Annotated in this window: 22 protein-coding genes; 11 read left to right on the forward strand and 11 right to left on the reverse strand. The window is 63.0% G+C overall.

Annotated features, from left to right (window positions below):
* Positions 1 to 80: 80 nt before the first annotated feature.
* From THIVI_RS19085 to THIVI_RS19115, 7 genes are all read right to left on the reverse strand, one after another.
* Entirely contained in the window at positions 81 to 1,616 is a 1,536-nt protein-coding gene (locus THIVI_RS19085) for a sensor histidine kinase (RefSeq protein WP_014780171.1), read from the reverse strand.
* 13 nt (positions 1,617 to 1,629) lie between these two features.
* Positions 1,630 to 2,091 carry a hypothetical protein gene (locus tag THIVI_RS19090; protein WP_014780172.1) on the reverse strand — a complete coding sequence of 154 codons (462 nt, stop codon included), beginning with the start codon at positions 2,089 to 2,091 and terminating at the stop codon, positions 1,630 to 1,632.
* Entirely contained in the window at positions 2,069 to 2,359 is a 291-nt protein-coding gene (locus tag THIVI_RS19095; protein ID WP_014780173.1) for a hypothetical protein, read from the reverse strand. The genes THIVI_RS19090 and THIVI_RS19095 overlap by 23 nt, the downstream gene beginning before the upstream one ends.
* Before the next feature lie 161 nt (positions 2,360 to 2,520).
* Positions 2,521 to 3,015, reverse strand: a complete 495-nt coding sequence (locus tag THIVI_RS19100; protein ID WP_014780174.1) for a hypothetical protein — start codon at positions 3,013 to 3,015, stop codon at positions 2,521 to 2,523.
* Positions 3,016 to 3,017: 2 nt separating this feature from the next.
* Entirely contained in the window at positions 3,018 to 4,154 is a 1,137-nt protein-coding gene (locus tag THIVI_RS19105) for a glycosyltransferase family 2 protein (RefSeq protein ID WP_014780175.1), read from the reverse strand.
* A 158-nt stretch (positions 4,155 to 4,312) separates the two neighbouring features.
* Complete coding sequence (gene nadA / locus THIVI_RS19110; RefSeq protein ID WP_014780176.1) at positions 4,313 to 5,380, reverse strand: quinolinate synthase NadA; 1,068 nt, start codon at positions 5,378 to 5,380, stop codon at positions 4,313 to 4,315.
* Positions 5,381 to 5,435: 55 nt separating this feature from the next.
* Complete coding sequence (locus THIVI_RS19115) at positions 5,436 to 6,914, reverse strand: dynamin family protein (protein WP_014780177.1); 1,479 nt, start codon at positions 6,912 to 6,914, stop codon at positions 5,436 to 5,438.
* Between the two features lie 562 nt (positions 6,915 to 7,476).
* Between THIVI_RS19115 and THIVI_RS19120 the strand changes: the two genes are divergently transcribed.
* Complete coding sequence (locus THIVI_RS19120; protein WP_052315138.1) at positions 7,477 to 8,586, forward strand: efflux RND transporter periplasmic adaptor subunit; 1,110 nt, start codon at positions 7,477 to 7,479, stop codon at positions 8,584 to 8,586.
* Positions 8,587 to 8,656: 70 nt separating this feature from the next.
* Positions 8,657 to 12,571 (forward strand): efflux RND transporter permease subunit, encoded by a 3,915-nt coding sequence (locus THIVI_RS19125; protein WP_014780179.1) that lies wholly within the window; start codon positions 8,657 to 8,659, stop codon positions 12,569 to 12,571.
* Between the two features lie 291 nt (positions 12,572 to 12,862).
* Here THIVI_RS19125 and THIVI_RS24910 read toward each other — a convergent pair whose 3' ends face one another.
* Positions 12,863 to 13,036: a hypothetical protein gene (locus THIVI_RS24910; RefSeq protein ID WP_157174512.1), complete on the reverse strand. Its 174-nt coding sequence runs from the start codon at positions 13,034 to 13,036 to the stop codon at positions 12,863 to 12,865.
* A gap of 429 nt (positions 13,037 to 13,465) precedes the next feature.
* Between THIVI_RS24910 and THIVI_RS19135 the strand changes: the two genes are divergently transcribed.
* The 4 genes from THIVI_RS19135 to THIVI_RS19150 all read left to right on the forward strand — a co-directional run bounded on the left by THIVI_RS19135 (position 13,466) and on the right by THIVI_RS19150 (position 16,491).
* Positions 13,466 to 14,242: a hypothetical protein gene (locus THIVI_RS19135; protein ID WP_014780181.1), complete on the forward strand. Its 777-nt coding sequence runs from the start codon at positions 13,466 to 13,468 to the stop codon at positions 14,240 to 14,242.
* A 63-nt stretch (positions 14,243 to 14,305) separates the two neighbouring features.
* Complete coding sequence (locus tag THIVI_RS19140; protein WP_014780182.1) at positions 14,306 to 14,938, forward strand: ParA family protein; 633 nt, start codon at positions 14,306 to 14,308, stop codon at positions 14,936 to 14,938.
* 8 nt (positions 14,939 to 14,946) lie between these two features.
* Complete coding sequence (locus THIVI_RS19145) at positions 14,947 to 15,474, forward strand: hypothetical protein (RefSeq protein WP_014780183.1); 528 nt, start codon at positions 14,947 to 14,949, stop codon at positions 15,472 to 15,474.
* 96 nt (positions 15,475 to 15,570) lie between these two features.
* Positions 15,571 to 16,491, forward strand: a complete 921-nt coding sequence (locus tag THIVI_RS19150; RefSeq protein ID WP_014780184.1) for a 5'-nucleotidase — start codon at positions 15,571 to 15,573, stop codon at positions 16,489 to 16,491.
* 260 nt (positions 16,492 to 16,751) lie between these two features.
* Here THIVI_RS19150 and THIVI_RS19155 read toward each other — a convergent pair whose 3' ends face one another.
* Together THIVI_RS19155 and THIVI_RS19160 are read right to left on the reverse strand one after the other, a co-directional pair.
* Positions 16,752 to 17,342: a L,D-transpeptidase family protein gene (locus THIVI_RS19155; RefSeq protein WP_014780185.1), complete on the reverse strand. Its 591-nt coding sequence runs from the start codon at positions 17,340 to 17,342 to the stop codon at positions 16,752 to 16,754.
* Positions 17,343 to 17,413: 71 nt separating this feature from the next.
* The gene (locus THIVI_RS19160) at positions 17,414 to 18,853 is read right to left on the reverse strand and encodes a LysM peptidoglycan-binding domain-containing protein (protein WP_041447102.1); all 1,440 of its coding nucleotides are present in this window, start codon (positions 18,851 to 18,853) and stop codon (positions 17,414 to 17,416) included.
* Positions 18,854 to 19,031: 178 nt separating this feature from the next.
* Here THIVI_RS19160 and THIVI_RS19165 point away from each other — a divergent pair, with 178 nt between their 5' ends.
* From THIVI_RS19165 to dnaQ, 3 genes are read left to right on the forward strand one after another with little or no spacing between them, the layout of a single operon-like run.
* Entirely contained in the window at positions 19,032 to 19,796 is a 765-nt protein-coding gene (locus tag THIVI_RS19165) for a class I SAM-dependent methyltransferase (protein ID WP_014780187.1), read from the forward strand.
* Entirely contained in the window at positions 19,789 to 20,250 is a 462-nt protein-coding gene (gene rnhA / locus THIVI_RS19170) for a ribonuclease HI (RefSeq protein ID WP_014780188.1), read from the forward strand. Before THIVI_RS19165 ends, rnhA begins: the two co-directional genes overlap by 8 nt.
* Positions 20,231 to 20,950, forward strand: a complete 720-nt coding sequence (dnaQ, locus tag THIVI_RS19175) for a DNA polymerase III subunit epsilon (protein ID WP_014780189.1) — start codon at positions 20,231 to 20,233, stop codon at positions 20,948 to 20,950. The genes rnhA and dnaQ overlap by 20 nt, the downstream gene beginning before the upstream one ends.
* On the opposite strand, the gene fnr is transcribed toward dnaQ, so the two are convergent.
* A complete protein-coding gene (fnr, locus tag THIVI_RS19180; protein WP_014780190.1) occupies positions 20,947 to 21,708 on the reverse strand; it encodes a fumarate/nitrate reduction transcriptional regulator Fnr in 762 nt (253 codons plus the stop codon). The genes dnaQ and fnr overlap by 4 nt on opposite strands.
* A 241-nt stretch (positions 21,709 to 21,949) precedes the next feature.
* Between fnr and THIVI_RS19185 the strand changes: the two genes are divergently transcribed.
* Both THIVI_RS19185 and kdsA read left to right on the forward strand, forming a co-directional pair.
* Positions 21,950 to 23,593, forward strand: a complete 1,644-nt coding sequence (locus tag THIVI_RS19185) for a CTP synthase (RefSeq protein WP_014780191.1) — start codon at positions 21,950 to 21,952, stop codon at positions 23,591 to 23,593.
* Positions 23,590 to 24,420, forward strand: a complete 831-nt coding sequence (gene kdsA / locus THIVI_RS19190; protein ID WP_014780192.1) for a 3-deoxy-8-phosphooctulonate synthase — start codon at positions 23,590 to 23,592, stop codon at positions 24,418 to 24,420. The genes THIVI_RS19185 and kdsA overlap by 4 nt, the downstream gene beginning before the upstream one ends.
* Positions 24,421 to 24,679 lie beyond the last annotated feature (259 nt).

Below are 24,679 nucleotides of genomic sequence, written 5' to 3' on the forward strand. Positions count from 1 at the left end.
GATCGTCGTCATGATGTCGACTCCATGAAGATACCGCGTCGCTCAAATATAGCATTTCCCATACCCGCGCAAATACCGCGCTATCTGGCTGGCAGCGCGACGTTCGCGCGCAGCCGCCCCGGTCGCGGCACGTCGAGCGTCAGACGCCCCCCGTGAGCGATGACGATACGTTGCGAAATGGCCAGTCCCAGCCCGTTTCCTGTGGCCCTGGTGGTGAACCAGGGTTCCAGGATGCACTCCACCTCGCGTGTGTCCAGTTCGAGACCGTCGTTGGCCACGCACAGATGCGCGCCGTCCTCGCCGGACCAGACTCGAATCTCCAGCGCACCAGCGTCGCCAGCGGCTTCGAGCGCGTTGCGCAGCAGATTGTCCAGCACCTGACGCAACAGATCGGGATCGCCGCTGGCCCAGGTCGCGGGTTGCAGATCCAGCGCGATCACCTCGGGCGCGAGGTGCGGCCGATACAGACCGAGCTGTTCGGCGACCAGGATGTCGAGCGCGATCCGTTCGCGCCGGGGGCGCAGGGGTCGAGCATAGTCGAGTAACCCGCCGACCGTGCCGTTGGCGCGTCGTAGGGCTTGCCGCACCAGATCCAGCAGCCGACGGTGTTCGTCGTGCAACTCCTCCGCCTCCAGTTGCAGGCGCTGCAACCCCATCGCCATGACGTTGAGCGGATTGCGAATCTCATGGGCGATGGCGGCGGCGGCGCGGCCCAGTCCGGCCTCCTCGCGCTGACGCGACAGAAGTCGTTCGTAATCGAGCAACTGGCGTTCGTGCGCGCGCTGATGACGGTGGAGAATCCAGGCGCCGATGCCGCCGGCCAGGCCCAGCACCAGCACGAACCCCAGAAATTGCCGCCACAGCCGCGCGCGCATCGCCAGCAGTGGCCCGGCGTCGAGATCGAGCAGAAGACGCGCCCCGGCGACCGGCGCGCTGGCCTCGGCCACGACGAGGCCATCGGCCAGTTCGCGCATGGCGATGCGCGGCGGCTCGGCGACCGTCGCCGCCTCGACGTGCGGCTCGCCCTCCAGACGCACGTTCACCACACCGGGTAGATCGGCCACGGAGCCCAGCGCGCGGGGAAGTCCGATTGCCGCTTCCAGCGCCTCGGTGTGGCGGCTGTCCAGTCCAACCAGCACACAGCCGCCGCGCGCGTCGGCGACGCCGAACAGAATGGTGTGCGCCGTCGTCAGTCGGATCAGGCGATCGAGTCGGTCACAGTCAAGCGGTTCGCCAGGCTGCCAGTCCGCCGGTCCCTGCACCGCGCCATCGGCGCGCACGACGCGGATCACGGACAAGCCGGCCTCGGCGGTGAAGGCGGCGAGTTCGTCGGCGCGAAAGGGTGCGACGTCATCCAGATAGAGGACGAAACGCGCCGAGTTGCCGAGAAAGCGGGTCAAGATGTCGGCCGTGACGCGTTCGGCGAGCAGCGCGCCGCGCGCGTGCAGGATGACCGCGTCGGTCAACAGGCGGGCATGCGCGCCGGCATCATCCAGAAACACCTGCTGCGCCTGCCGGGTCTGGACGAAAAACCAGCCCAACACCAGCGCGAACAGCAGGCCGAACACCAGCAGGTGTCCCAGCCAGGGCGGCGGCAGACGGCGCGCGAGGGGCATCGTGCGAGCAGGGTCAGCGTCCACCGCGCCCCCCGCCGGAGCCGCGCCCGCCGCCGCGCGCGGCCCCGCGCATCAGCCGGGAGCGCACCCCGGTGCGGTCCGCGATGCTGGCGCCCCGATCGAGCGGATCCAGCCGCGCGCCCGCCGACAGACCGCTTGCATCCGGCGCCGCGCCCGGCCACAGGCGGACCAGACGACCGGGCTCCAGAGCGTTCACCAGGTCGGGCGGGAGATCGGAGCGATCGATGGCGACGCCGACGCGGGCGTTCTCCCCGCTGGCACCGTCCGGCACCGAGAGCGTCACCCGGTCGACCTCGATCGTCAGGACGCGCGCCAGCACCGGCTCCTGCGCGCGCGCGGGCAGGGATGCGGCGAGAACCAGCAGCCAGAGAATGTAGGCGCAGGGTCGCACCTGGTCGGGAGCGGCGCGACGGCGCGCCGTTGGGCGCGGATCAAAAGGACCAGGCCAGTCCACAGGCGGTCACTTCCTGTCGAAACGACTGCCCCGGCGCGGTGGAGTCGCTGTCAAGCCAGTCCAGACGACAGAACCATTCGTGGCGCCCGATCATGCGGTACAGTGCCAGCCCGCCAGAGCCTTTCCGATCATCGCGCTTGCGCTGTTGCGGCGCCTGATCGTAAAGGTTGCGCGCCCAGCCGAGCGACCCTTCGATTCGCCACTGCGCAGCCGGCTCGAACCGCGCCAGCAGGCTCGCGCCGTGTCGCGCGTAGCCTTCGACAGGCACCGTCGAATCGCAGCGGGCGACACCGAGACTGAAAATGGTCGAGAGCGTCGGAGACCAATGTGCGTGGCGTCGAGTTCAAGGTTGGCGAGCCAGTCGTCGCGACGCACCGCGGAGGGTGCGTTATGCATGGACATCGAGTGTCCGGTCGCGCGACCGCGCGGCTACGATCCCGGCCGTCCGGACCAGGGGAGCGAGGCATCCCGGTACGCGAGCCGGCGTGACTCGACCGTTAGACCGAGCGTATCGCGGGCGGTCAGAGTGTGATCATAGCGTAGCGTCAGCGCGGCCTCGTTGCGGCTGTCCGCCGGAACGAGCGCGTCGCGATAGGCGCTGCCCGCGAGCGCAAGGGTTAACTGACCGGCGCCTTCGGCGATGGTTCGCGACCAGTCGGCGCCCAAGGTCAGGCGCGAGCTGTCGTTGTCGGCTTCATTATCGCGATACCAACCGCTCGCGCCCACGGTCAGGGCGGCCCCGATGAGGCGTGTCTGGCGTGCGAGGTCGAAGGCATACCGCATAAACGCCAACGCCGGACCGGTATCGCTTTGCGCCGGATTCGAGTCGTAACCGACGTCGATCTCGCCATCGAGACGCAGTGCCGGATCGGCCATGACGGGGCCGTTCGCGAAAAGACACAGCGCACAGGCGAGAGTGCGCATCGTTAGGCGGTCTGCGGCGAGCGCTTCCAGGTATAAACCGCCGTCACCGCGTAATTCCAGACCGCGCCGACCAGGATTCCGGCCAGCGCCGACAGGAACCAGCCCGAATGTCCTTCCAGAAAGAGATAGTTGGCGATCCCGACATTGGCCAGCGCGCCGACGCTACAGACCAGCACGAAGGTGAACCAGCCCCACAGCAGTTGCCGCCCACGCAGCCGCATATCGCGGTAGGTCAGCAGGTTGTTCAGGAAAAAGTTGCTGGTCATGGCGACCAGGGTTGCGGCGGTCTGACCCAGCAGAAAGGCACCGCTGCCGAGCAGGGTCAGGATCGGCCAGAGCACCGCCATGTGCACGAAGACGCCCAGCCCTCCGATCAGCGAAAAGGCGATGAAGCGCACCGGAATCGTCGTCCCGAGAATCTTCTGCGCCAGCATCAGCAGATATTCCCAGAGCACCGCTTTTTCGAGCTTGCTGTCGCCCGCCTGGCGCTGACGGAAGGTGAAGGGCAGTTCGCGAAACCGCAGCGGGCGTTCGGCGGATGAGAAAATATCAAGCAAAATCTTGAAACCGAGACCGCTCAGACGCCGCATGCAGGACTGAATCACGGTTGCCCGCACCATGAAAAAGCCGCTCATGGGATCCTGTAATTCGACCCCGATCAGGCGCTGCCCGATGCGGGTCGCCAGACGGCTCATGAACTGGCGGCGGGCGTTCCAGTCGCCGACTCCGCCGCCTTCCACGTAACGGCTGCCGACGACGATCTCCAGATCCTCGTCCTTGATGGCCTGGAGCATGCGTGGCAGGAGCCTTTCGTCGTGCTGAAGATCGCCGTCCATCACCGCCAGAAATGGCGCCGAGGTCGCCAGCATGCCCTCGATACAGGCCGACGACAGACCGCGGCGCCCCACCCGCTGAATCAGTCGTACTCGTGGATCGCGCCGCGCTAGCTCGCGCACCCGTTCGGCGGTCCCGTCCGGGGAATCGTCATCGACGAACAGGAGTTCCCAGGCAAGGCCATCCAGCACGGCCTCCACGCTCCGCGCGAGTTCGGCGACCGAATCGGCCTCCTTGTAGGTCGGTACGATCACGGCCAGCTCGGGCGGTTGGCAGGGCGGACGGTGGGTGGATTGGTCTTGCATAGGGTCGAACCTGAAAGGGAACTGAAATGCGATGGGCGGGGGAGGCGGAACCGCAAGATGTTTCGCGGGATATTTTCCATGCGCGCGTATGCCGTCGAGTCGACCATGAGGACGATCTGGACGCGCCGACGCTCGATGCGGTCTTTGAGGATACCTGCTCAGAACGCCCGGACTTGGCCAATCCCGTGTGCACGGGCGAAGTCGAGCATGCGTTGAATCGGGACGACCGCGCGTTGTCGAATCGCTGGATCGATCAGGATCTCCCGATCGCCGTTCCGAAGCGCTTGCTCCAGGCTTTGAAGCGCGTTCATCGCCATCCAGGGACAGTGGGCGCAGCTTTCGCAGGTGGCGCCTTCGCCGGCGGTGGGAGCGGGAATCAGGGTTTTGTGCGGGGCGATCTGGTGCATCTTCCAGAAAATGCCCGCATCGGTGGCGATGATGAATTCCTGATTCGGCAGTTCGGCGACCGCCTTGATCAACTGGGTGGTCGAACCGACCAGGTCGGCCTGATCGACGATGTCGTCCGGGGCCTCGGGATGGACCAGGACCGCCGCGTCCGGGTGGAGTTTGCGGACCCGGTCGAGCGCGAAGGATTTGAACTCTTCATGCACCACGCAGGCGCCATCCCAGAGCAGCATCTCGGCCCCGGTCATGCGTTCGATATAGTGTCCGAGGTGCTTGTCCGGCGCCCAGAGGATCTTTTGGCCTTGGGACGCGAGATGCTTGACGATCGGCAGGGCGATGCTTGACGTCACCACCCAGTCGGCCCGCGCCTTCACCTCGGCGCTGGTGTTGGCATAGACCACGACGACATGATCCGGGTTGGCGTCGCAGAAGGCGGTGAACGCGGCGGCCGGACAACCCTCGTCGAGCGAGCAGGTGGCGCGGAGGTCCGGCATCAGCACCCGCTTCTCGGGGTTGAGGATCTTGGCGGTCTCGCCCATGAAACGCACGCCGCAGACCACCAGGGTCTCGGCATCGCTTTCGGTGCCGAAACGCGCCATTTCCAGCGAGTCGGCGACATAGCCGCCGGTCTCCTCGGCGAGCGATTGGAGGTCTTCGTCGGTGTAGTAGTGCGCGACCAGCACGGCTTTCCGCGCGCCGAGAAGGTCGCGGATGCTGGCCTTGAGTGCGGATTTCTCCGCTTCGGTCAAGCTGGGCCATTCGGGATGCGGCGGCACTTGAATGCTGTGCCGCGGCAGGATTCGGGAAGGCGTGTTGGACATGATGTCACTCCGCGTCGAATAAAAAACACCTGTCCTGAGGTATGTCAATCAGACCCTAGACAATCGTTTCGTTTGACGATTCCGGGGTCGTTTCATGCAGGCCCCGCGGATTCGTGAAGCGTTCGTTCAGGGTTTGTATATAGCTTTCGCAGCCCTGCAGCACTTCGTCGATCTCGGTGCGGGCCTGGGCGTTCCAGCCGAACGGGCGGCCGAGCAGCATGGTTCGCCAGAACCGGGTATTGCGCTCGAAGGTGGCGATGACATTGCCTGGCGGTTTCTGTTGTTCGACCCGTTTGCGCAACCACGGCATGACGCTCAAGGCGGTCAGACGGCGGATCCCGAAATGACCCAGGACGAGTAACGCGATCAGCAATGCCTCGAATCCTTCCAGACCCCATTGAATGGATTTGAGCAGATCGAACCATTGCGCTTCGTAGACCAGGCCATGCCATTGGCCGGCGCTCAGGCTCCAGGCCATGAAACCCGTGACCAGGGCGACCAGCAGGAGCGCATCGGCGAGCAGCGTCCGGCGCCGCCAGCGCCGCATGGCGGTTTGCAGAATGGGGACCGCGTTATTCGTCAAATCGGTCGCGCTCTTGCGCAGTGCGGCAATGATGCGGTAGGCGCGCTCGATTTCGACCCGTTCCATGCGCTGATAAATCTCTCCGAGATCCTCGTCGCGTTTTTTCTCGAAACGTTGACGTCGGTGTTCGTCCGGAATCTGGGTGGTCGCATCCGGGCTGTAAATGGTGTAAAAACGCCCGGCGGTCAGTCCGGCCTCGCCCATCGCCCGCAGCCAGGCGGCGACCACATCCTCTGGATTGTCCTCGCCGGCCGCCGAGTCGAGTTGATTGAGGATGTAGAGGAATTTGCCGGAATCCGGGCGATTGATGGTATCGCCCACCAGATGCTTCAGGGTGTCGCGCATCGCGCCCGGTTCGGGGTGACGGGCATCGAACAGCACCAGCACCAGGTCCGACAGATCGATCATGTGATTGCTGATGCGCAACACCGCCGTGCGTTGGGCATCCGCGTCGAAGCCGGGCGAGTCGATCAGGATCTTGCCGCGCAGTCGCTCGCTGCGGCAGGTCTTGAGCTGCAAATAGGCGTCGATCCGATCGCCCTCGCCAGTCGCGACTTCCTCGATATCCTGGGACATGCGATAGAAGGGAAAGCGCGGATCGGAGTCGAGCGAGACCCCGGGCAGCGAGTGACTGACCGGCTCCGGACTATAGACGATGACGGTAAATCGATCGTCGACGGCCTGATTGCCCGTGCGTTGCAGTTTGTGCCCGAGATAATAGTTGATGAAGGTGGATTTGCCGGCCGAAAACGTGCCCAGAATGGAGATCAGCGGCCACCAGGGAATCTGCGTTGCGAATGACTGATTGGTCTCCAGGAGTTCCATGCGGTAGGCGATGCGGTCGAGCGCGCGGAAGCTCTGCACGGCGTTCAGCAGGACTGGATTTTCCTGTTCCAGATGTGACTCCAATTCTTGCAGTCGCTGCTGGACGGCGTCGGACGAAGACGTCATTGCTTGATTCCTCAGTATCTCGGGGGTGGTTCGCCAGGGCGTTGCGACGCGATGCCGTCCCTTGGGTGTTGATCGGTGGGCTTCGCGGAGCCTGGATGACCCCACGAAAAGCGCGCACCGATGTTACACCGAACCTGACGAAAAGCGCCAACCCGCGAAACGTCGCGGCGACCGAATCCCGCAGCCCGCCGATGGGCGCCGGACCCGAGGCGGGATCTGCCGAAACGCGCGTCTTGGCTTGAATGTCGAATGGGGCTGAAGGCATACTGCACCACTGCGCCGGTAGAGAATAACCATAATGTCCGGGCAACTTCATGAGGCGGCACGCTCGGCGATCTCAACCTCGAAGGATTCCGTACTCTCGCAACGGAACTGACGGCGGACGATGCGGAATCCTCGAGAGCCCGGTATCGAGTGTCACTGACTTCAGGTCCGGCCGTGGTGAAGCGCGCTGGGCATTTCCACTCAAAAACAGCGTTTGGTGTGCAATCCGATGGGAATACAGATGAAGATCGCTTCCGCCGCGTCCCTGCTCGTCCTCTTCTTCCTGACATTGCCGAGCATGGCCGACGAGATCGCCCAGAGGCTCGCGGGCGGCGAGGTTGGCGAATCCTTCGTGGTTCAGCAGGCGCAGGGCGCGCCCACGGTTTCGCTGGGCGGCACCGTCGTCCCCTATAAAGAGGTGACCCTGGCGGCCCAGCTTCCCGGACGCGTGACCTTTATCGCCGGCCGCGAGGGCGATTCCTTCGAGGAAAGCAAGCTGCTGGTGGCCATCGGCGACGAGGAACTGCTTGCCAACCGGCGCGCGCTGCTGGCGCAGATGGCGAGCGCCGATGCTCAACTGCGCAACGCCGGCGTCCAGTACAGCCGCGAAATCCAGTCGCCGCAGTCGCGCAATGCTCCCGGTGGTATGGGGTTGCCGAATCTGTTCGATCAGATGTTCACGCGCCCGGTCGAGGGTTTTATCGGTGACCGTGATCGTGGCGCGGAGCGTTCCGCCGACCTGTTTTCGTCCGGAATCCAGATCCAGGAGGCGCAGAACGCCTTGTTGAGATTGCAGGCGGAGTTGCAGGCGCTGGACTCGAAAATTCGCGATGCCCGCGGCATCGCGCCGTTCACTGGGGTGATCGTTAAAAAATTCGTCGAGGTTGGCGATACGGTGCAGCCGGGTCAGCCGCTGCTGAACTTCGCCGATGTCGAGTATCTTCAGGTCGAGGTCGATATCCCCGCCAGATTGCGCCCCGGCTTGAAGGAAGGGCAGATGGTCCAGGCCGAACTCGATCCCTCCAATCGACGGGTGCCGGTACGGGTTGCGCAGATCTATCCCATGGCCGACCCGCAGCGTCACACCATCAAGATCAAATTCGATCTGCCTCAGGGGGTCTCCGAGCCGGGTATGTACGCCAAGTTGCTGGTGCCCGACCTCAGCGCTCCAACCCGCGCCAATCCGGCGATTCCGGCAAGCGCCGTCCGCTATAACGGCAGTCTGCCAGGGGTCTATGTCCTCAACGATCTCGGCGCTCCGCAATTGCGGTTGATCCGGGTCGGGGAGGAATTGAGCGGCGGTTTAGTCACCGTCTTGAGCGGTCTGAAGGCGGGCGAGCGGGTGCTCGTCAATCCGGGGCCACAGGTCACCGCGGGTTGGGCCAGGGGCTCTGCCGCGGATCGCTAGGAGCCCACGCCCGTCCCTTGGATTTCATGCCGCGGTCGCGCGGCAAAGGCCCGGATAACCTGGATTCGATATGAGTCAAGACAACACCTCTGAATCGTCCCGCGACAGCCAGCCTCCGTCGACGCCTTCGACGGCGCTCAAGATGGATGACGAGTATCTGGGCATCGCCGGGCGGACCGCCAAGTTTTTCATTCGCTCGCCTCTGTCGCCGCTCTTTTATGTCGCCATGCTCATGATGGGCATGCTGGGTCTGCTCATGACCCCGCGTCAGGAGGATCCGCAGATCTCGGTGCCCATGATCGACATCATGGTGCAGTATCCGGGCGCCTCGTCCCAGCAGGTGGCGAATCTCGCGACCCAGCCGCTCGAACGGATCATGAGCGAGATCCCCGGTGTCAAGCATGTCTACTCCGCCTCGCAGCGCGGTCAGGGCATCGTCACCATCGAGTTCGATGTCGGCGAGAAGATGGGGCCGTCGCTGGTCAAGGTAAACGACAAGCTATCCTCGAACATGGACAAAATCCCGCCGGGGGTCATGCCGCCGCTGGTCAAGAGCAAGGGCATCGACGACGTGCCTATCGTCACCCTGACGCTCTGGTCCAAGGATCTGGACGGCGACGGGGCGCCGGATGTCGATGACGGACAGTTGCGTCTGCTGGCTCAGGATATGCTCCAGGCGATCAAGCAGGTCAAGAACACGGGCAACGCCTTCATCGTCGGCGGGCGTCGGGAGCAGATCACCATCGATGTCTCCCCCGAGCGTCTGTCCGGGTATCGTATCAGTCTCGATCAGGTGGCCCAGACGCTGAAAAGCGCCAATGCCGAAACCACGGCGGGCGGCGTCGAGGCGAGCGGCTCGCATTTCATGGTGACGACCGGCGCCTTTTTGACCGGTGTCGAGGACATCAGTCGGCTGGTGGTCGGAACCTTTAACGGGATGCCCGTCTATCTGCGTGATGTGGCCGATGTCAAACTGGGACCCGAGGATGCGTCCCAACTGGTTGCCTATTACACGGGGCCGGCGGCGGAGGGCGAGGCTCGGGCCGATGGGCGTCCGGCCGTCACCATCGCGATCGCGAAGAAGGAACTCACCAATGGCGTGACCGTGGCGCAGGCGATTCTCGATCGGCTGGAGGATCTCAAGGGTTCCCGGATTCCGGACAATGTCGAGGTTAGCGTCACCCGCAACTATGGCGAATCTGCCGACCAGAAGGTCTCGGAACTCATTCTCAAGCTGATCAAGGCGACCTCCTTCGTGGTGGTGCTGGTGCTGTTGGCGTTCCGCGCGCTACGTCCGGCCATCGTCGTCATGCTGGTGATTCCGGTCGTGCTCTTCATGACAGTGTTCGTGGCCTGGGTGGGTAATTTCACCATCGATCGCGTCAGCCTGTTCGCGCTCATCTTCTCCATCGGCATCCTGGTCGACGATGCCATCGTCGTCATCGAGAATATTTATCGGCGCTGGCTGGAAGAGGGACGCACCGACGAGGATACGGCGGTCGACGCGGTGCGCGAGGTCGGCAATCCGACGATTCTGGCGACTTTCACCGTGATCGCGGCGCTGCTGCCCATGGGGTTCGTGAGCGGCATGATGGGGCCCTACATGGCGCCCATCCCGGTACTCGGCTCGGTGGCGATGTTCATCTCGCTGTTCGCCGCCTTCGTGTTCACGCCCTATCTAGCGATCTCAAACTGGCTGCGCCCTTCGATGCGCTATCTGAAGTCGGCCGAGACGCGCGAACACAAGGACGCGGAACGCATGGAGCGGTTTTTCCGGCGCGTCCTCACGCCGCTGATCAAGGATCGCCGGAAGCGTCGGACGTTCCGTCTGGTGCTCTGGGGTTCCTTCCTGTTCGCCTGCTCGTTTTTCTATTTCCAGTGGGTGGCGGTCAAGATGATGCCGCTCGACAACAAGCCGGAATTTTCGGTCGTCATCGACATGCCCGAGGGCACCGCGCTGCCGGTGACCACCAATCTGGCCCGCCGCATGGCCGACAAGCTGCAATCGCTGCCCGAGGTCATCGCCATTCAGCTCTATGCCGGTACCGCGCGCCCCTTCGATTTCAACGGCATGGTCCGGCATTACTATCTGCGCTCGGACCCCTGGCAGGGCGAATTGCAGGTGCAGCTCACCGATAAGCACGACCGCGACCGCACCAGCCATGAAATCGCCACGGAAGCGCGCGAGCTGCTGGCGAATCTGGCGCAGAGCGCGGGCGCCAGGATCGCGGTGGTCGAAATGCCGCCGGGACCGCCGGTGCTTCAGTCCGTGGTGGCCGAGATTCATGGGCCGACGCCGGAGATGCGCAGACAGTTCGCGCGCGATGTCACCGGCTTTTTCGAGCAGGCCGAGAGTGCCCGCGACGTGGATAATTATCTGCGCGATGCCTTCGACTACTGGCGTTTCGATGTCGATACCGAGAAGGCGGTGCGGCGCGGGATTTCGGTCGACACCATCAACCGCAATCTGTCCATGGCCCTGGGCGGCGCGCCCATGGGCGACATCAAGCAGCAGACCGGACGGCAGAGCGGTCATGAGCCGATTCAGATCGTGCTCCAGGTGCCGCTGGCCGAGCGTTCGCAGATTCAGCGTCTAGGGGATCTGCCGATTCAGTCGAGCGAGGGACAGACCGTCCCGCTGAGCGAGCTTGGACAGTTCCGGCGCACGGCGGAGGAGGATCTGATTTTCCACAAGGATCTGCGCCCGGTCGAATATGTCGTGGCCGATGTGGGCGGGCGTCTGGCGGCACCGGTCTATGCCATGTTCCAGATCCAGGATCTGATGGCAGAACAGAACTACATCGCCCCGGATGGCAGCAAGCCCGCCGAGGGCGGCGGTTTTGGCGATGCCTTCTTCTGGCTGGGTCCGCCGCCGGACGGCAATCGACTGTCCTGGGAGTGGGCCGGCGAGTGGACCGTCACCTACGAGACCTTCCGCGACATGGGCGCGGCCTTTGCCGTGGCGCTGGTGCTGATCTATATCCTGGTGGTGTGGGAGTTCGGCAATTTCCGCATTCCCCTGGTCATCATGGCGCCGATTCCCCTGACCCTGCTCGGGATCATCCCGGCCCATTCGCTGATGTTCGCGATGGGCATGGGCGGCGAGTTCACGGCGACCTCTATGATCGGCTGGATCGCGCTGGCCGGCATCATCGTGCGTAACTCGATCCTGCTGGTGGATTTCGCGATTCACGAGATCCAGAAAGGCGTGCCGGTGGACGAGGCCATGATCCGGGCCTGTAAGATTCGCACGCGCCCGATCCTGATCACGGCGTTCGCGTTGGTGGCGGGTTCGAGCGTCATCATCACGGATCCGATTTTCCAGGGGATGGCGATCTCGCTCCTGTCCGGGGTGCTGGTCTCGACCGTTCTGACCCTGGTCGTGATCCCGCTCGGTTGCGTGGCGGCGAGCAAGGATATGTGCGAGGTGGCCAACGCCAGCGCACCGCCCGGCGTCATGCTTCCCTGTCGTCTTGATGTCGCGCCCGGCCAGGTCGCCCCGACGGGACCGACGCGCGAGGGTCGATCCAGCCGCCTGCTCGGTCAGGTCGTCGAAGTGTTCGTGCTGGTGTTCTATGCCATCCGCGGAATCTTTCTGCTGCTGTTCGAGGCGGTGAAGAGTCGTCTGTCGTCGGGCAAGAGCGCCAGATCTCCGCGTCCCTCGTCCGGTTCGGCGCCCTCAGCTCCAACCCGGCGCGAACCCTCAGCTCCAACCCGGCGCGAACCGGGAGCCGGCGTGGAGACCGGGACGGACGTGACAGAATCGCCGCCAATGCCCGCGACGGTAGCGGATCGGGCCGCACAGTCAAACGAGACAACGCGCAAAAAGGTCGCGACTCCCCGGAAGACCGTGGCCAAAAAAGTAGCGGCCGCGCGGAAGGGAGACGACGCGACACCGAAACCGGCGGCATCGACCCAGAAAAAATCGCCGCGACGGGGTATTCGTCTAAAAATCGAGGATGGCACGGATCCGGATCAGCGCTAGACCGTGATGTTGACCGCGTTCATCCCGGTCCTGATCTCATCGGTGGCGGATTTCGGTCGCCGCTTTGTCCTGCGGGACGTTGTCGGCAATCGATGACGTGCCCCTTGCCGACAGACGGAACCGGTTCGTGACCCGAGAGGGATTGAAGGCGATGCCATGAAGCGCAAGCTGCTAAAGGCCGGAGTACTGGTCGCCGGATTGTTGGTTACCTGGTGCCCGTTCGCTCAATCAGATGATGATCGTCGCTGGAATAGGTCAGGAAACAATGATCGCCAGACCTGGGGCGAGCCGTCATCCGACCGGAATCTCTGGTCGGATCGAGAGGCGGACTGGAATCGCGGCGATGCCGCTGGCCGAGCCGAGCGCGGTTGGTCCGACGATGGAGAGCACGGCGATGGTTCGGGCGATGGCAGAGTGCCGTCCGACCCCTGGGGGCAATTGGGCAACCAGTATCGATTTCGTCAAGAGGGTGCGCCCGATGACTGGCGGGGAGGGGGCGAGACATCGGGAACCGACGGTCAGCGCTATCGCTTCCGTGGCGATTCCTGGTCCGGACATGGCGATCAGCAAGACACTGAGAGTGAAGGACAATATCGATTCAGGCCGCTTTCTGAGTCTGAACGGACGCGCAAGGGACAAATGCCGGAGTTTCGACCGCTGGAGCCCAGACCGGGGGCGAGTCGTCAACCCGGTTTGTACGACTCCATGAGAGCGCCGGATCGTCGCGAGTCCGTCGAACCGCATCGCTGGTATGAACGCTAGCGTTCGATGGAATCGAGCACGATTACGCCATGAACGCCGACGCCGCGCGCTGGACCGCCGAGGTTTGAAGAAGGCATGGATTGAAACATCCGATCAGCACGATCATCGATCACGAGCAGGGGGACAGGTATCATGAGAATTCAGCAACACATGCGGGTCATGGCGATCCTTGGATCTGTCCTGGCGATCACGGCTCAGGCGGAGATTGCTGGCGTTCAGTTCTCGGCGGAGATGGTCAGTCGCGGGCCGGATGTCCCGCCGTCGACCGGCAGGATGTATGTTGGCGACGGTCGGATTCGCATCGAGATGACGCAGGAAGGACGCGAAATCGTGCGGATCAACGATCACAACCGCCGGATCGAGTGGATTCTCTTTCCCGATCAGAAAAACTATCTGGAACGCGCCGCTCCCGAGGGCGATGTCGCTCCGGCGCCCATGCCGGCGCCATCCGCGGAAACCAATCCCTGCGCGGGCCTGCAGGGGGTGAACTGTCGCCGTGCCGGAGAAGAAGAGGTTGCCGGCCGCGCCGCGGTCAAGTGGGAGATGACCGTCACGCACGAGGGCCAGACCCTCACCGGCGCGCAGTGGCTCGACGTTCAGCGTGGATTGCCGCTGAAGTATCAGATGCCCAACGGCCAATCCATGGAACTGCACATGCTGGGCGCCGAGACCATCGACGGGCGCAATGTCGAAAAATGGGAAATGACCACCGTCATCCCCAATCAGCAGCCGATTCGCACCTTCCAGTGGTACGACCCGGAACTCAAGCTCTCGGTGCGCGAGGAGTTTCCTGGTGGCCATGTGCGCGAGCTCGACAAGATTCAGATCGGCGCGCAGCCGGACGATCTCTTTAACGTGCCCGCAGGTTATACGCGCCTGGAGATGCCGCCGATGGAAGCGGGGAAATAAGCGCGTGTTGGACACTCACGGGACGCAAACGCCCAGGGTTGGCACTCCGATGGATCCGTTGTCATGATTACGATTGTCGGCAGTCTGAAAGGCGGTTCGGGCAAGAGCACACTGACCTTCAATCTCGCGGTTTGGCTCGCGATGGCGGAGGTCAAGATCATGCTGGTGGACGTGGATCCGCAAGCCACCTTGTCCGACGTCGTCGGGGTGCGCAAGGAGGAGGGCTTCGATCCCTCGTTGCAGGTCTTCGATAAAGCGGTTCTGACGGAGGATCGCCTGCGGGGCGCGGACGAGACCTTGATCGATATCGGCACCTCGGACATGGAGAGCATGCGCCTCGCCTTGTCATTATGCGATCGAGTGGTGGTGCCGGTGCCGCCTTCCCAAGCGGATATTTGGTCGACCCAGCGCTATATCCAACTGATTGCGAGCGTGAAACGCGAGACGCCTCCGGACATCATTGGTTTCATCAATCGCGGGGATACTCACCACGCGGTTCAGGAGACCAACGAAACCGCCGCCGCCCTGGTGTCATTGCCCGGAATCCGCTTTATCAAACCGCGCCTGTCCCAGCGGACCGTCTTTCGCCGCTCTTTCAGCGAGGGACTGGCGGTCTTTGAACTCGAGTCGCGCGGCAAGGCCGCGCGCGAGTTCATGGGTCTGACGGCGGCCCTTTATCCGAATCTCGTCAGCTAGGCGGCTTCATGAATACTGAGATCCCAACGGGCGATCCGTTGTCGAAAGGAGCATCCGATCTGGAAGCAATGGATGCCGATGCAACCGATTCCAGGCTCAATGCATTTGCCATCGACCGACTCTCCCAGGCATTCGAGACCAGCGCCAAGCGCTGGGAACTCATCGTCTATCCGAGCCTGTTCGCCTTCATCATTCTGGCGGCCTATGGCTTTTATCTGATTTTCAGTCTCGCCAAGGACGTGCATTATCTGTCCATCAGCGTCGATACCAACATGACGGTGATGGCGAGCAATATGCAGTCGGTCTCCGACAACATGGCCCAGATGAGCCGGAATGTCCGTGCGATGTCGGTTAGCGTCGACTCCATGGCGCGCGATGTCAATACGCTGGAGCCCATGCTGACCAGCATCCAGAACATGGATCGCTCGATGCAGAACATGACCCTTGCCACCAGCTCCATGCGCGACGACATGGCGATCATGAATCAAAGTATCAGCCGCCCTGCGCAATTCATGAACCGCTTCATGCCTTGGTAGCCCGAACCCTCTCGTCTTTGGCGCGTTTGGGTTCGGGCAGGGTTGATCGAGGTTCGCATAAGTGACGCCAGGCCGGATGCGGTTGAGGGGGAAACGATGTCGACGGATGCTGGTTGCGCTTCGGAAACCGTGCGGCTGATCGTCGCCATCTCCTCGCGCGCGCTTTTCGATCTGAGCGAATCGCACCGTCTTTTCGAGACGCAGGGGGTCGACGCCTATCGCGAGTACCAGGTTGCCCACGAGGCCGACATCCTGGAGCCTGGTGTGGCTTTCCCGCTGGTCAAGAAGCTGATGAGCCTCAATGCCACGCTCGGCGAGCGCGGGCGCGTGGAAGTCATTCTGCTCTCGCGCAATAGCTCGGACACCGGTCTGAGGGTGCTGACCTCGGCCCACCATCATGGGCTCGATATCGCCCGTGCGGCCTTCACGGGCGGGGCGAGTCCGTACCGCTATGTCGCCGCCTTTGGCGCGCATCTCTTTTTGTCCGCGGACCCGATAGATGTGCGGCTGGCCCTGGATGCCGGATGTGCCGCGGCGACGGTGCTGCCGTCCTCGCCGCTCACCGCCGAGCATGAGGACGAACGGGTTCGTATCGCTTTCGATGGCGACGCTGTCCTTTTTTCGGACGAGGCGGAGCGCGTCTATCGACAGGAGGGGCTCGCGGTCTTCAATGCGAGCGAGTCGGCGGCGGCTCACGAGCCATTGCCCAGCGGTCCCTTCAAGGGTTTGTTGGTGGCGATTCATCAGCTTCAGGCACTGTTTCCGCCGGATGACTCTCCCCTGAGAACCGCGTTGGTCACCTCGCGCGGCGCGCCCTCGCATGAGCGGGTGATTCGCACCCTGCGTGCCTGGGGCATTCGCATCGACGAGGCGCTCTTTCTCGGCGGACTCGGCAAGTCGCGCTTCCTGGCGGCCTTCGATGCCGATATTTTCTTCGACGACCAGTCCGTTCATTGCGACGCCGCGCGTTTGCATGTGGCCACCGGTCACGTTCCGCATGGCGTGGCAAACGATTAGGCGATTTCCGAAACAGCTCATGGCATTCGCCCCGCCTGCAACCGTTCGTGGTTCGAGTGCCTCCCTACGAACGGCTACAGGCATACCAACCAGCCAGTCAGTCAGCCTTGGGCGAATTCCGGAAATGACTTTGCCAAGCGTCAAATCCCGTAGGAGCCCGCTTGCGGGCGACGTGACCCGCCAAGATGTCTTCCGTGCGTCCACCTGTCGCCCGCAAGCGGGCACCTACGGGTAGGATCTTTCACGGAAATCGCCTTAAATTACGGCAGGATCTCGATCGGCGTGCCATCGGCGGTCAATGACCAGATCTCGTCGATCGCAGGGTTGGAGACGGCGATACAGCCGAACGTCCAGTCGCCCTTTCTTGGCGTTCCACCGACGTGCGCATTCGGTTGTCCGTGGATCATGATCATACCGCCGGGGCGGCCTCCCCTGGTGTATGCCCGCAGGCGATCCCGCGCGTTGGGATAGGAGAGATGGAGCGATTTGCGGTAGCTGCTCCGCGGATTGCGTCGGTCCAGCACGTAGCGCCCTTCTGGAGTACGGCCGTCGCCTTCCAGCCGCTTGGGGCCTTCCGGTCGGAAGCCGAGTGCGATTGGATAGGTGCGTAGCGGCTGATCGCCGCGCATGAGATACAGGCGGCGCTCGGCCTTTTTCACGACGACGCGGTCGGCCATGCCGGGATTTGGCGGCCGAAATTCCGGTGTTTTGTTTTCCGTGGATTCCGGAAGGTCGAACGCGGGAAGGAAGGACATCGCGGGGGCGGCGGGCGCCAGCAGGATGGCGAGCGACAAGGCTGTTAATAGGCTGTATCGCTTTCCCATGCGATCCCCGCGTTGACTCAGATGCATGGCTGCTCCGATTTGAAGGCGATCCGGGCAATGGCCATTGCGTTTTGAGTTGGTTAGGATGCGATCCTCGTTCAGCTCCGATAGATGCGCAATTTTTCGCCCTGTTTCAGACGATTGTCGGTGATCTTGTTCCAGCGTTGGATCTCCGTGACGGTCACGCCATAGCGGCGGGCGATGGTCTCGATGGAGTCGCCCTTGCGCACCCAGTAGGTGATGAGGTTCGGGGTTTCCTTCTGGGCTTCCTGTTTGGGGATGCGCAGTGTCTGCCCCGGTAGCAGCGGTTCGCGCGGCGACAGGCCATTCCATTCGGCAAGATTGTCTCGTTCGATCCCATGTCGCAGCGCGATCGCCGCCAGGGTCTCGCCGTTTTTGACCTGGTGGATCTTGTCGTCCACGAGATTGACGTTCGCGACGGCGGGCTGCCTTTGATGGAGACGGACAGCGGCTCGCGAGGCGTCGGCCCCGACCGTCATCGACATCACCCTGACCGATTTTGCCGCGGCGGGACTGAGTTTGGCGCCCGTTCCGCCGGGGACCATGAGTTGGGCGACGTCTTTGTTCCCCGCCCATTTCGATTTGATCTCGGGATTCAGGCGCTGGATCTCGGCGAAGTCCACGCCGGCGGCGGTCGCGACCTTGACCAGATTCATGGGTTTGTCGGTCAGCAGCATCTCGGTGCGGGGTCGATCGGCGATCGCGGGCAGTCGCTGTCCGTATTTGCGCGAATCGGCGACCAGTCGAGCCGTGGCGAGAATCTGCGGGACGTATTGCCTGGTCTCGTTCGGCAGATTCAAGGACCAGAAATCGGTCGGTTTGCCGTCGCGGCGGTTGGCCTCCAGGGCAGCCTCGACCCGTCCGGGACCGCAATTATAGGCGGCCATGGCCAACTCCCAATCGCCATCGAAGCGCCGGCTGAGCTGATCCAGATAGTCCATGGCGGCGCGCGTCGAGGCGACGACATCGCGACGTTCGTCGTATCCGTTATCCATGCGCAGCCCCATCTCGCGGGCGGTGTAAGGCATGAACTGCCACATGCCGCCAGCGGCCTTGGGGGAGGTCGCGGCCGGGTTATAGCGGCTTTCGACATGGGGCAGCAGCGCCAACTCCATGGGGAACCCGCGTCGCTCGATCTCGGCGACGATGGTCGGCAGATAGGGGGTCGCCTGTTGCGACATTTTTTCCAGATAGCGGGGGTCGCGGCGGAAACGTTCGAGCGTGGAGTCGATGCGGGAGTCGGCGTGCAGATTCAGTTGCATGCCGGAGCGCACCCGGCTCCAGACATCTCCCGTCGGGAGACGGTTTGCCGCCCTTGACCTGGAGTTTCCCGTGACGCGGACATCCTCGGCGGGTCTGACGAAGCCATATTCGCGGGCGGAGACCATGCCCGAATAGGCGCCATCGACTTCGTTGAAGGCGGTGACATCGGATTGCCTGGCGCAACCGTTCAGCAGCGGCAAGGCAAGGGCGACGAGCGCACAAGCGGCGCGTCCCAAAAGTCTGGCATCAGGCATTGGAACCCCATTTGAATTTTTAACTTCTTGTTTAAGCGAAATATTATTTTTTTCACGGCACATGATACGCAAAGAGCGCACAGAATTCCAGGCTTGAGTACGGATATATTCCTCATTCGGCCGCACGACAGCGTTCGCGATCATGAGTACCATGTGCACCTCAAAGAGAGGCATCCGCATGACTGTTTCCAAACGCCGGACATCTCCATTCAATCGGCTTCAAGACTGGTATCGCTCGCCGCTGGGACGGAAAGTGGCGGGTGCCGAGAGCGAGTGTGTACGGCGTCTGCTCAATCAGACCTTTGGGTACTATCTGGTGCAGCTTGGTCCAACCGAAATTTTTCGCGAGGCGCTGGACTCAAGCCGTATCCGCCACCGGGTTATGCTCCCTCCCGAGCAGCCGTCCGGGCAGAGCGGGCTGGAGATCGTCGGTCTGGAGAGCCAGCTTCCGCTGGCGAGCGACAGCATCGACGCCATCCTTCTGCCGCATACGCTGGACTTCGCGGACGATCCACAGGCCGTTCTGCGCGAGGTCGAGCGGGTGCTGATCCCCGATGGGCGCGTGATCATCGTGGGCTTCAATGCGTTCAGTGCCTGGGGTCTCTGGGGATTGCTCTTGAGCGTCACTGGGCGGATGCCCTGGTGCGGTCGTTTCAGAATGCCGTCGCAAGTCGAGGCGTGGCTTGCCGACGCCGGGTTTGCCATCGAGTTTTGCGAACGCATCCTGTTCTGCCCGCCCTTGCGGAGCGCGCAGGGTGCGCGTTGCGCGCCGATCGAGTCGTTGGGGCGGCGCTTCTGGCCTGTGCTGAGTGGCGGCTACGTCATCCGGGCGGTCAAGCGGGTCGCCACCCTCACTCCTCTGAAACCATCCTGGAACCGGCGGCACGCCCTTTTGCCGGGCAATGCCGTGCGACCGACGACACGGGGTAGAAGTCATGTCTGAAAGTGTGCAAGCCTTTACCGACGGCGCCTGTAAGGGGAACCCCGGGCCGGGCGGCTGGGGCGTGCTGTTGCGTTGGGGCGCGGCCGAAAAGGAGCTGTGCGGCGGCGAGCGCGAAACGACCAATAACCGCATGGAACTGATGGCGGTCATCGTCGCGCTGGAGTCGTTACAAGGGCCAACCCGGATCGAGATCACCACCGACTCGCAGTACGTCAAGCGCGGGGTCGGCGAGTGGATGTCCAATTGGAAGCGCAACGGCTGGCGCACCGCCAACCGCCAACCGGTCAAGAACCGCGATCTCTGGGAACGGCTCGATGCCGCGCTCGGCGGTCACGAAGTCCTCTGGCGGTGGGTCAGGGGTCATACGGGACACCCCGAGAACGAGCGTGCCGACCGACTGGCCAATCAGGGCGTTCCCGGTTCGGGAGGACGGAATGCGTCAGGTCGTCCTTGATACCGAGACCACGGGGCTGGACCCCAGGGAAGGGCACCGGATTATCGAAATTGGCTGCGTCGAGTTGATCGATCGCCGGCTCACACGCAATTCTTTCCACCAATATCTCCAGCCGGATCGCGAGATCGACGCCGGAGCGGCGAATGTCCACGGCATCACCAACGCCTTTCTCGCCGACAAGCCGCGCTTTGCCGAGGTCGCGGAGGATTTTCTGCGCTATGTCGAGGGCGCGGAGTTGATCATCCACAACGCCCCGTTCGATGTCGGGTTCCTGGATCACGAATTGCGGCGCTGGCGGGACGGGACGCCCAGTATTCAAGACCGGTGCGAGGTGACCGATACGCTCGCGATGGCGCGGCGGCTGCATCCGGGACAACGCAATGGACTGGACGCGCTCTGTAAGCGCTATTCAGTCGACAACTCGCACCGGGATCTGCATGGCGCGCTGCTCGACGCCGAGATCCTGGCGGATGTCTATCTCGCGATGACCGGCGGACAGGTCGCGTTCCACCTGGGTGGAGATGCATCCGACGCGGGGGGGCGTGATCCGCGCACTCGGCATCGCGGGCGGATCGATCCTGGGCGTGCGCGTCTGTGTGTGGTACGTGCGGATGAGACCAGTTGTGCCGCGCATGCGGCGCGGTTGGAGGCCATCCAGTCCGCAAGCGCGGACGGCTGTCTGTGGTTGAAGGCGGATTAGGTCTGCTGTTGCTGCTGGCGCCGGCCCTGTCCGGAGCCGCCCACCAGGGATTCCAGGGCGGGCAGGTCGAGCAACTGGATATGCTTGCGGTCCACGCACATCAGACCGTCTTCCTGGAAGCGCGTGAACAGGCGGCTGACGGTTTCGACCGCGAGTCCCAGATAGTTGCCGATCTCGTGGCGCGACATGCTGAGATAGAAATCGGATGGCGAGAGACCGCGCTTGTGCAGGCGCTGGGACAGGCTCAACAGAAACGCGGCCAGACGCTCCTCCGCGTTCTTCTTGCCAAGCAGAAGCAGCATGTCGGTATCCTGACCGATCTCCTTGCTGAGCAGCCGGTACATCTGGTGCTGAAGGCTGGGGGTGATCGCGGTCAGGTCTTCGAGTCTGGTGAAGGGGATTTCGCAGATCGCGGAGGTTTCGAGCACCTTGGCGGAACAGGCGTGTACATCCTTGTCGATGGCGTCCAGGCCGATGATCTCGCCCGGCAGGTGGAAACCCAGGACTTGCTCGCCGCCCTCGGAACTCGGCGCGAAGGTCTTGACAGATCCGGTCTTGACGACATAGAGCGCCCGGAACCGGTCGCCCTCGCGAAACAGATAATCGCCGCGATGCAAGGGTCGGGCGCGTTTGACGATTTCGTCGAGACGCTCCACGTCTTCCGGAGACAGGCCCATGGGCAAACACAGCGAGGTCAGCGTACAGTTCTTGCACGCGACTCGAATGGATTCCAATGAAATGACTTTGAATTGACTCATGGCAGCGCCCCCTCGCCATCGGCAGCTCGATTTTGGTCTGCCATTTGATCTGGATCAAGAATGCGTGATTTGTAACCGCATCGATGACAAATTACAAGGGTAGAAGTTCGTGTACGTATTACCCTGCCCTGCTGACTGCGCGGGCGGCGGCGATTCGATTGAGCAAACGCCGCGATTTTGGTAGTTTGTCGAGGTTATCGGGCCACCGCCCTCGACCCTCCTTCTTCTGCTCCCGCTTCTTATGACTAAGTTTATTTTTATCACCGGCGGTGTCGTCTCGTCGCTGGGTAAAGGCATTGCCTCGGCATCGCTCGGCGCATTGCTCGAAGCCCGCGGACTGCGCGTGACGATGATCAAGCTCGATCCCTACATCAACGTCGATCCGGGCACCATGAGCCCGTTTCAGCACGGCGAGGTCTACGTGACCGACGACGGTGCCGAGACCGATCTGGATCTGGGCCACTACGAGCGCTTCCTGCGCACCCGCATGGGTCGCAACAACAACTTCACCACCGGCCAGATCTACGAAAGCGTTATCCGTCAGGAGCGTCGCGGCGATTATTTGGGGCGCACCGTGCAGGTGATTCCCCACATCACCGACGAGATCAAGCAAAGCATCCGGCTCGGCGCCGAGGGCGCCGACATCGCCATGGTCGAGATCGGCGGTACCGTGGGCGACATCGAATCGCTGCCCTTTCTGGAGGCGATCCGGCAGATGCGGGTGGAGGAGGGACGCGAGAACGCGCTCTTCATGCACCTGACCCTGGTGCCCTACATCCGCACTGCCGGCGAGATCAAGACCAAGCCGACCCAGCACTCGGTCAAGGAGCTGCGCTCGATCGGTATCCAGCCAGACATTCTGCTGTGTCGCGCCGAACAGGATCTGCCGAACGACGAGCGGCGCAAGATCGCGCTCTTCACCAACGTTCCCGAGAACGCCGTCATCTCCGCCGTGGATGCCGACAACATCTATCGCATCCCGCGCCTGCTGCACGCCCAGAAGCTCGACGAACTGGCGGTGCGCCAGTTTCAGCTCGACGTGCCCGAGGCCGATCTCAGCGAGTGGGATCGGGTGTTGGACGGTTTCGACCATCCGAGGCACAAGGTCCGCGTCGGCATGGTCGGCAAGTACATGCACCTCACCGAGGCTTACAAGTCGCTGTCCGAGGCGCTCGCCCATGCTGGCGTGCATACCAGCACCAAGGTCGAGATTCTCTACCTGGACGCCGAGGAGATCGAACAGCGGGGCACCGCCTCTCTCGCCGGACTGGATGCGATCCTGGTTCCTGGCGGGTTCGGCGAGCGCGGCATCGAAGGGAAGATCGCGGCTGCCCAATATGCACGCGAACAGCGCATCCCCTATCTCGGTATCTGTCTCGGGATGCAGATCGCCGTGATCGAATACGCCCGTCATCTCGCCGGACTGGAAGGCGCGCACAGCACCGAGTTCGACCGTCAGACCCCGCATCCGGTGATCGCCATGATCACCGAATGGCGCGACGAAAAAGGCAAGATCGAGACGCGCGCCGAAGGTCAGGATCTGGGCGGCTCCATGCGCCTCGGCGGTCAGAATTGCCGTCTCGAACCCGGCAGCCTGGCGCGTTCCGTCTATGGCACGCCCCAGGCACGCGAGCGCCACCGTCATCGTTATGAATTCAACAACCGCTATCTCAACGCCATGAAGGATGCCGGGATGCGCTTCTCCGGCTGGTCGCTGGATAACAAACTGGTCGAGATCATCGAGATTCCGGATCACCCCTGGTTCATCGCCTGTCAGTTCCACCCCGAGTTCACCTCGACCCCGCGCGATGGCCATCCGCTGTTTTGCGGCTTCATCCGCGCGGCGCTTGACCAGCAGGAACGGGTCGGGGATTCGGCCGCATGATGCGCCTGACCCATTTCGAGGCCGGGATCGACCGACCGCTGTTTCTGATCGCCGGACCCTGCGTGATCGAGAGCGAGACTCTGGCGGAAGAAACGGCAGGCGCGCTCAAGGAGATGACCGACGCGCTCGGCATCCCCTTCATCTACAAATCCTCGTTCGACAAGGCCAACCGTTCGTCGGTTGGCAGCTTTCGCGGGCCGGGTCTGGAGGAGGGGCTGCGGATTCTGGAGTCGGTGCGCGCGCGCATCGGCGTCCCGGTGCTGACCGATGTCCACGAGGACACGCCGCTCAACGAGGTCGCCGCCGTCGTCGACGTGCTCCAGACCCCGGCCTTTCTCTGTCGTCAGACCAACTTCATCCGCGCCGTCGCCAGTCAGGGCAAGCCGGTGAACATCAAAAAAGGCCAGTTTCTCGCGCCCTGGGACATGCGGCATGTGGTCGACAAGGCGCGTTCGACGGGCAATCAGCAGGTCATGGTCTGCGAGCGCGGGGTCTCCTTCGGCTACAACAACCTGGTCTCGGACATGCGCGCGCTGGCCGTGATGCGCGAGACCGGCTGTCCGGTGGTCTTCGACGCCACCCATTCGGTGCAATTGCCGGGAGGGCAGGGTGACCGTTCGGGCGGACAGCGCGAGTTCGTCCCCGTGCTGGCGCGCGCCGCCGTCGCCGCCGGAGTCGCCGGGCTGTTCATGGAGACCCATCCGCGCCCCGACGAGGCGCTGAGCGACGGGCCGAATGCCTGGCCGCTGGGACGGATGCGGGAGTTGCTGACGACGCTGATTGAGATTGATCGGGTGGTGAAGGCGGCCGGCTTTGCTGAAGCGTAAATCGTAGGATGGGCAAAGCCTGTCCTGGGCGCAGTCGCAGGGCGCAGTATGCTCATTCCACCCAAGAGGATCACTGCCATTAAGTTAAGGATTTTCCGTTCGCCCTTCGACAAGCTCAGGGCGAACGGAAAATCCTAAACCTTTGAGCGTAAAGCCGTTCATGTTCGACAAGCTCACCACGAACGGCTTAGAACGGCTTAACTTAATGGTAGTGACCCAATGAGGGTAAGGTCGCTTGACTGATTGACTCGTCGGCAAG

It is taken from the genome of Thiocystis violascens DSM 198 (genome assembly GCF_000227745.2).
In the GTDB taxonomy this organism is placed as follows: Bacteria; Pseudomonadota; Gammaproteobacteria; order Chromatiales; family Chromatiaceae; genus Chromatium; species Chromatium violascens.

Bases quoted from the DNA above. Each gene is read 5' to 3' on its own strand.
- THIVI_RS19085 (WP_014780171.1), bottom strand. From the start codon at position 1,616: ATGCCCCTCGCGCGCCGTCTGCCGCCGCCCTGGCTGGGACACCTGCTG.
- THIVI_RS19100 (WP_014780174.1), bottom strand. From the start codon at position 3,015: ATGCGCACTCTCGCCTGTGCGCTGTGTCTTTTCGCGAACGGCCCCGTC.
- THIVI_RS19105 (WP_014780175.1), bottom strand. From the start codon at position 4,154: ATGCAAGACCAATCCACCCACCGTCCGCCCTGCCAACCGCCCGAGCTG.
- nadA (WP_014780176.1), bottom strand. From the start codon at position 5,380: ATGTCCAACACGCCTTCCCGAATCCTGCCGCGGCACAGCATTCAAGTG.
- THIVI_RS19115 (WP_014780177.1), bottom strand. From the start codon at position 6,914: ATGACGTCTTCGTCCGACGCCGTCCAGCAGCGACTGCAAGAATTGGAG.
- THIVI_RS19120 (WP_052315138.1), top strand. From the start codon at position 7,477: ATGGCCGACGAGATCGCCCAGAGGCTCGCGGGCGGCGAGGTTGGCGAA.
- THIVI_RS19125 (WP_014780179.1), top strand. From the start codon at position 8,657: ATGAGTCAAGACAACACCTCTGAATCGTCCCGCGACAGCCAGCCTCCG.
- THIVI_RS19135 (WP_014780181.1), top strand. From the start codon at position 13,466: ATGAGAATTCAGCAACACATGCGGGTCATGGCGATCCTTGGATCTGTC.
- THIVI_RS19140 (WP_014780182.1), top strand. From the start codon at position 14,306: ATGATTACGATTGTCGGCAGTCTGAAAGGCGGTTCGGGCAAGAGCACA.
- THIVI_RS19145 (WP_014780183.1), top strand. From the start codon at position 14,947: ATGAATACTGAGATCCCAACGGGCGATCCGTTGTCGAAAGGAGCATCC.
- THIVI_RS19150 (WP_014780184.1), top strand. From the start codon at position 15,571: ATGTCGACGGATGCTGGTTGCGCTTCGGAAACCGTGCGGCTGATCGTC.
- THIVI_RS19155 (WP_014780185.1), bottom strand. From the start codon at position 17,342: ATGCATCTGAGTCAACGCGGGGATCGCATGGGAAAGCGATACAGCCTA.
- THIVI_RS19160 (WP_041447102.1), bottom strand. From the start codon at position 18,853: ATGCCTGATGCCAGACTTTTGGGACGCGCCGCTTGTGCGCTCGTCGCC.
- THIVI_RS19165 (WP_014780187.1), top strand. From the start codon at position 19,032: ATGACTGTTTCCAAACGCCGGACATCTCCATTCAATCGGCTTCAAGAC.
- rnhA (WP_014780188.1), top strand. From the start codon at position 19,789: ATGTCTGAAAGTGTGCAAGCCTTTACCGACGGCGCCTGTAAGGGGAAC.
- dnaQ (WP_014780189.1), top strand. From the start codon at position 20,231: ATGCGTCAGGTCGTCCTTGATACCGAGACCACGGGGCTGGACCCCAGG.
- fnr (WP_014780190.1), bottom strand. From the start codon at position 21,708: ATGAGTCAATTCAAAGTCATTTCATTGGAATCCATTCGAGTCGCGTGC.
- THIVI_RS19185 (WP_014780191.1), top strand. From the start codon at position 21,950: ATGACTAAGTTTATTTTTATCACCGGCGGTGTCGTCTCGTCGCTGGGT.
- kdsA (WP_014780192.1), top strand. From the start codon at position 23,590: ATGATGCGCCTGACCCATTTCGAGGCCGGGATCGACCGACCGCTGTTT.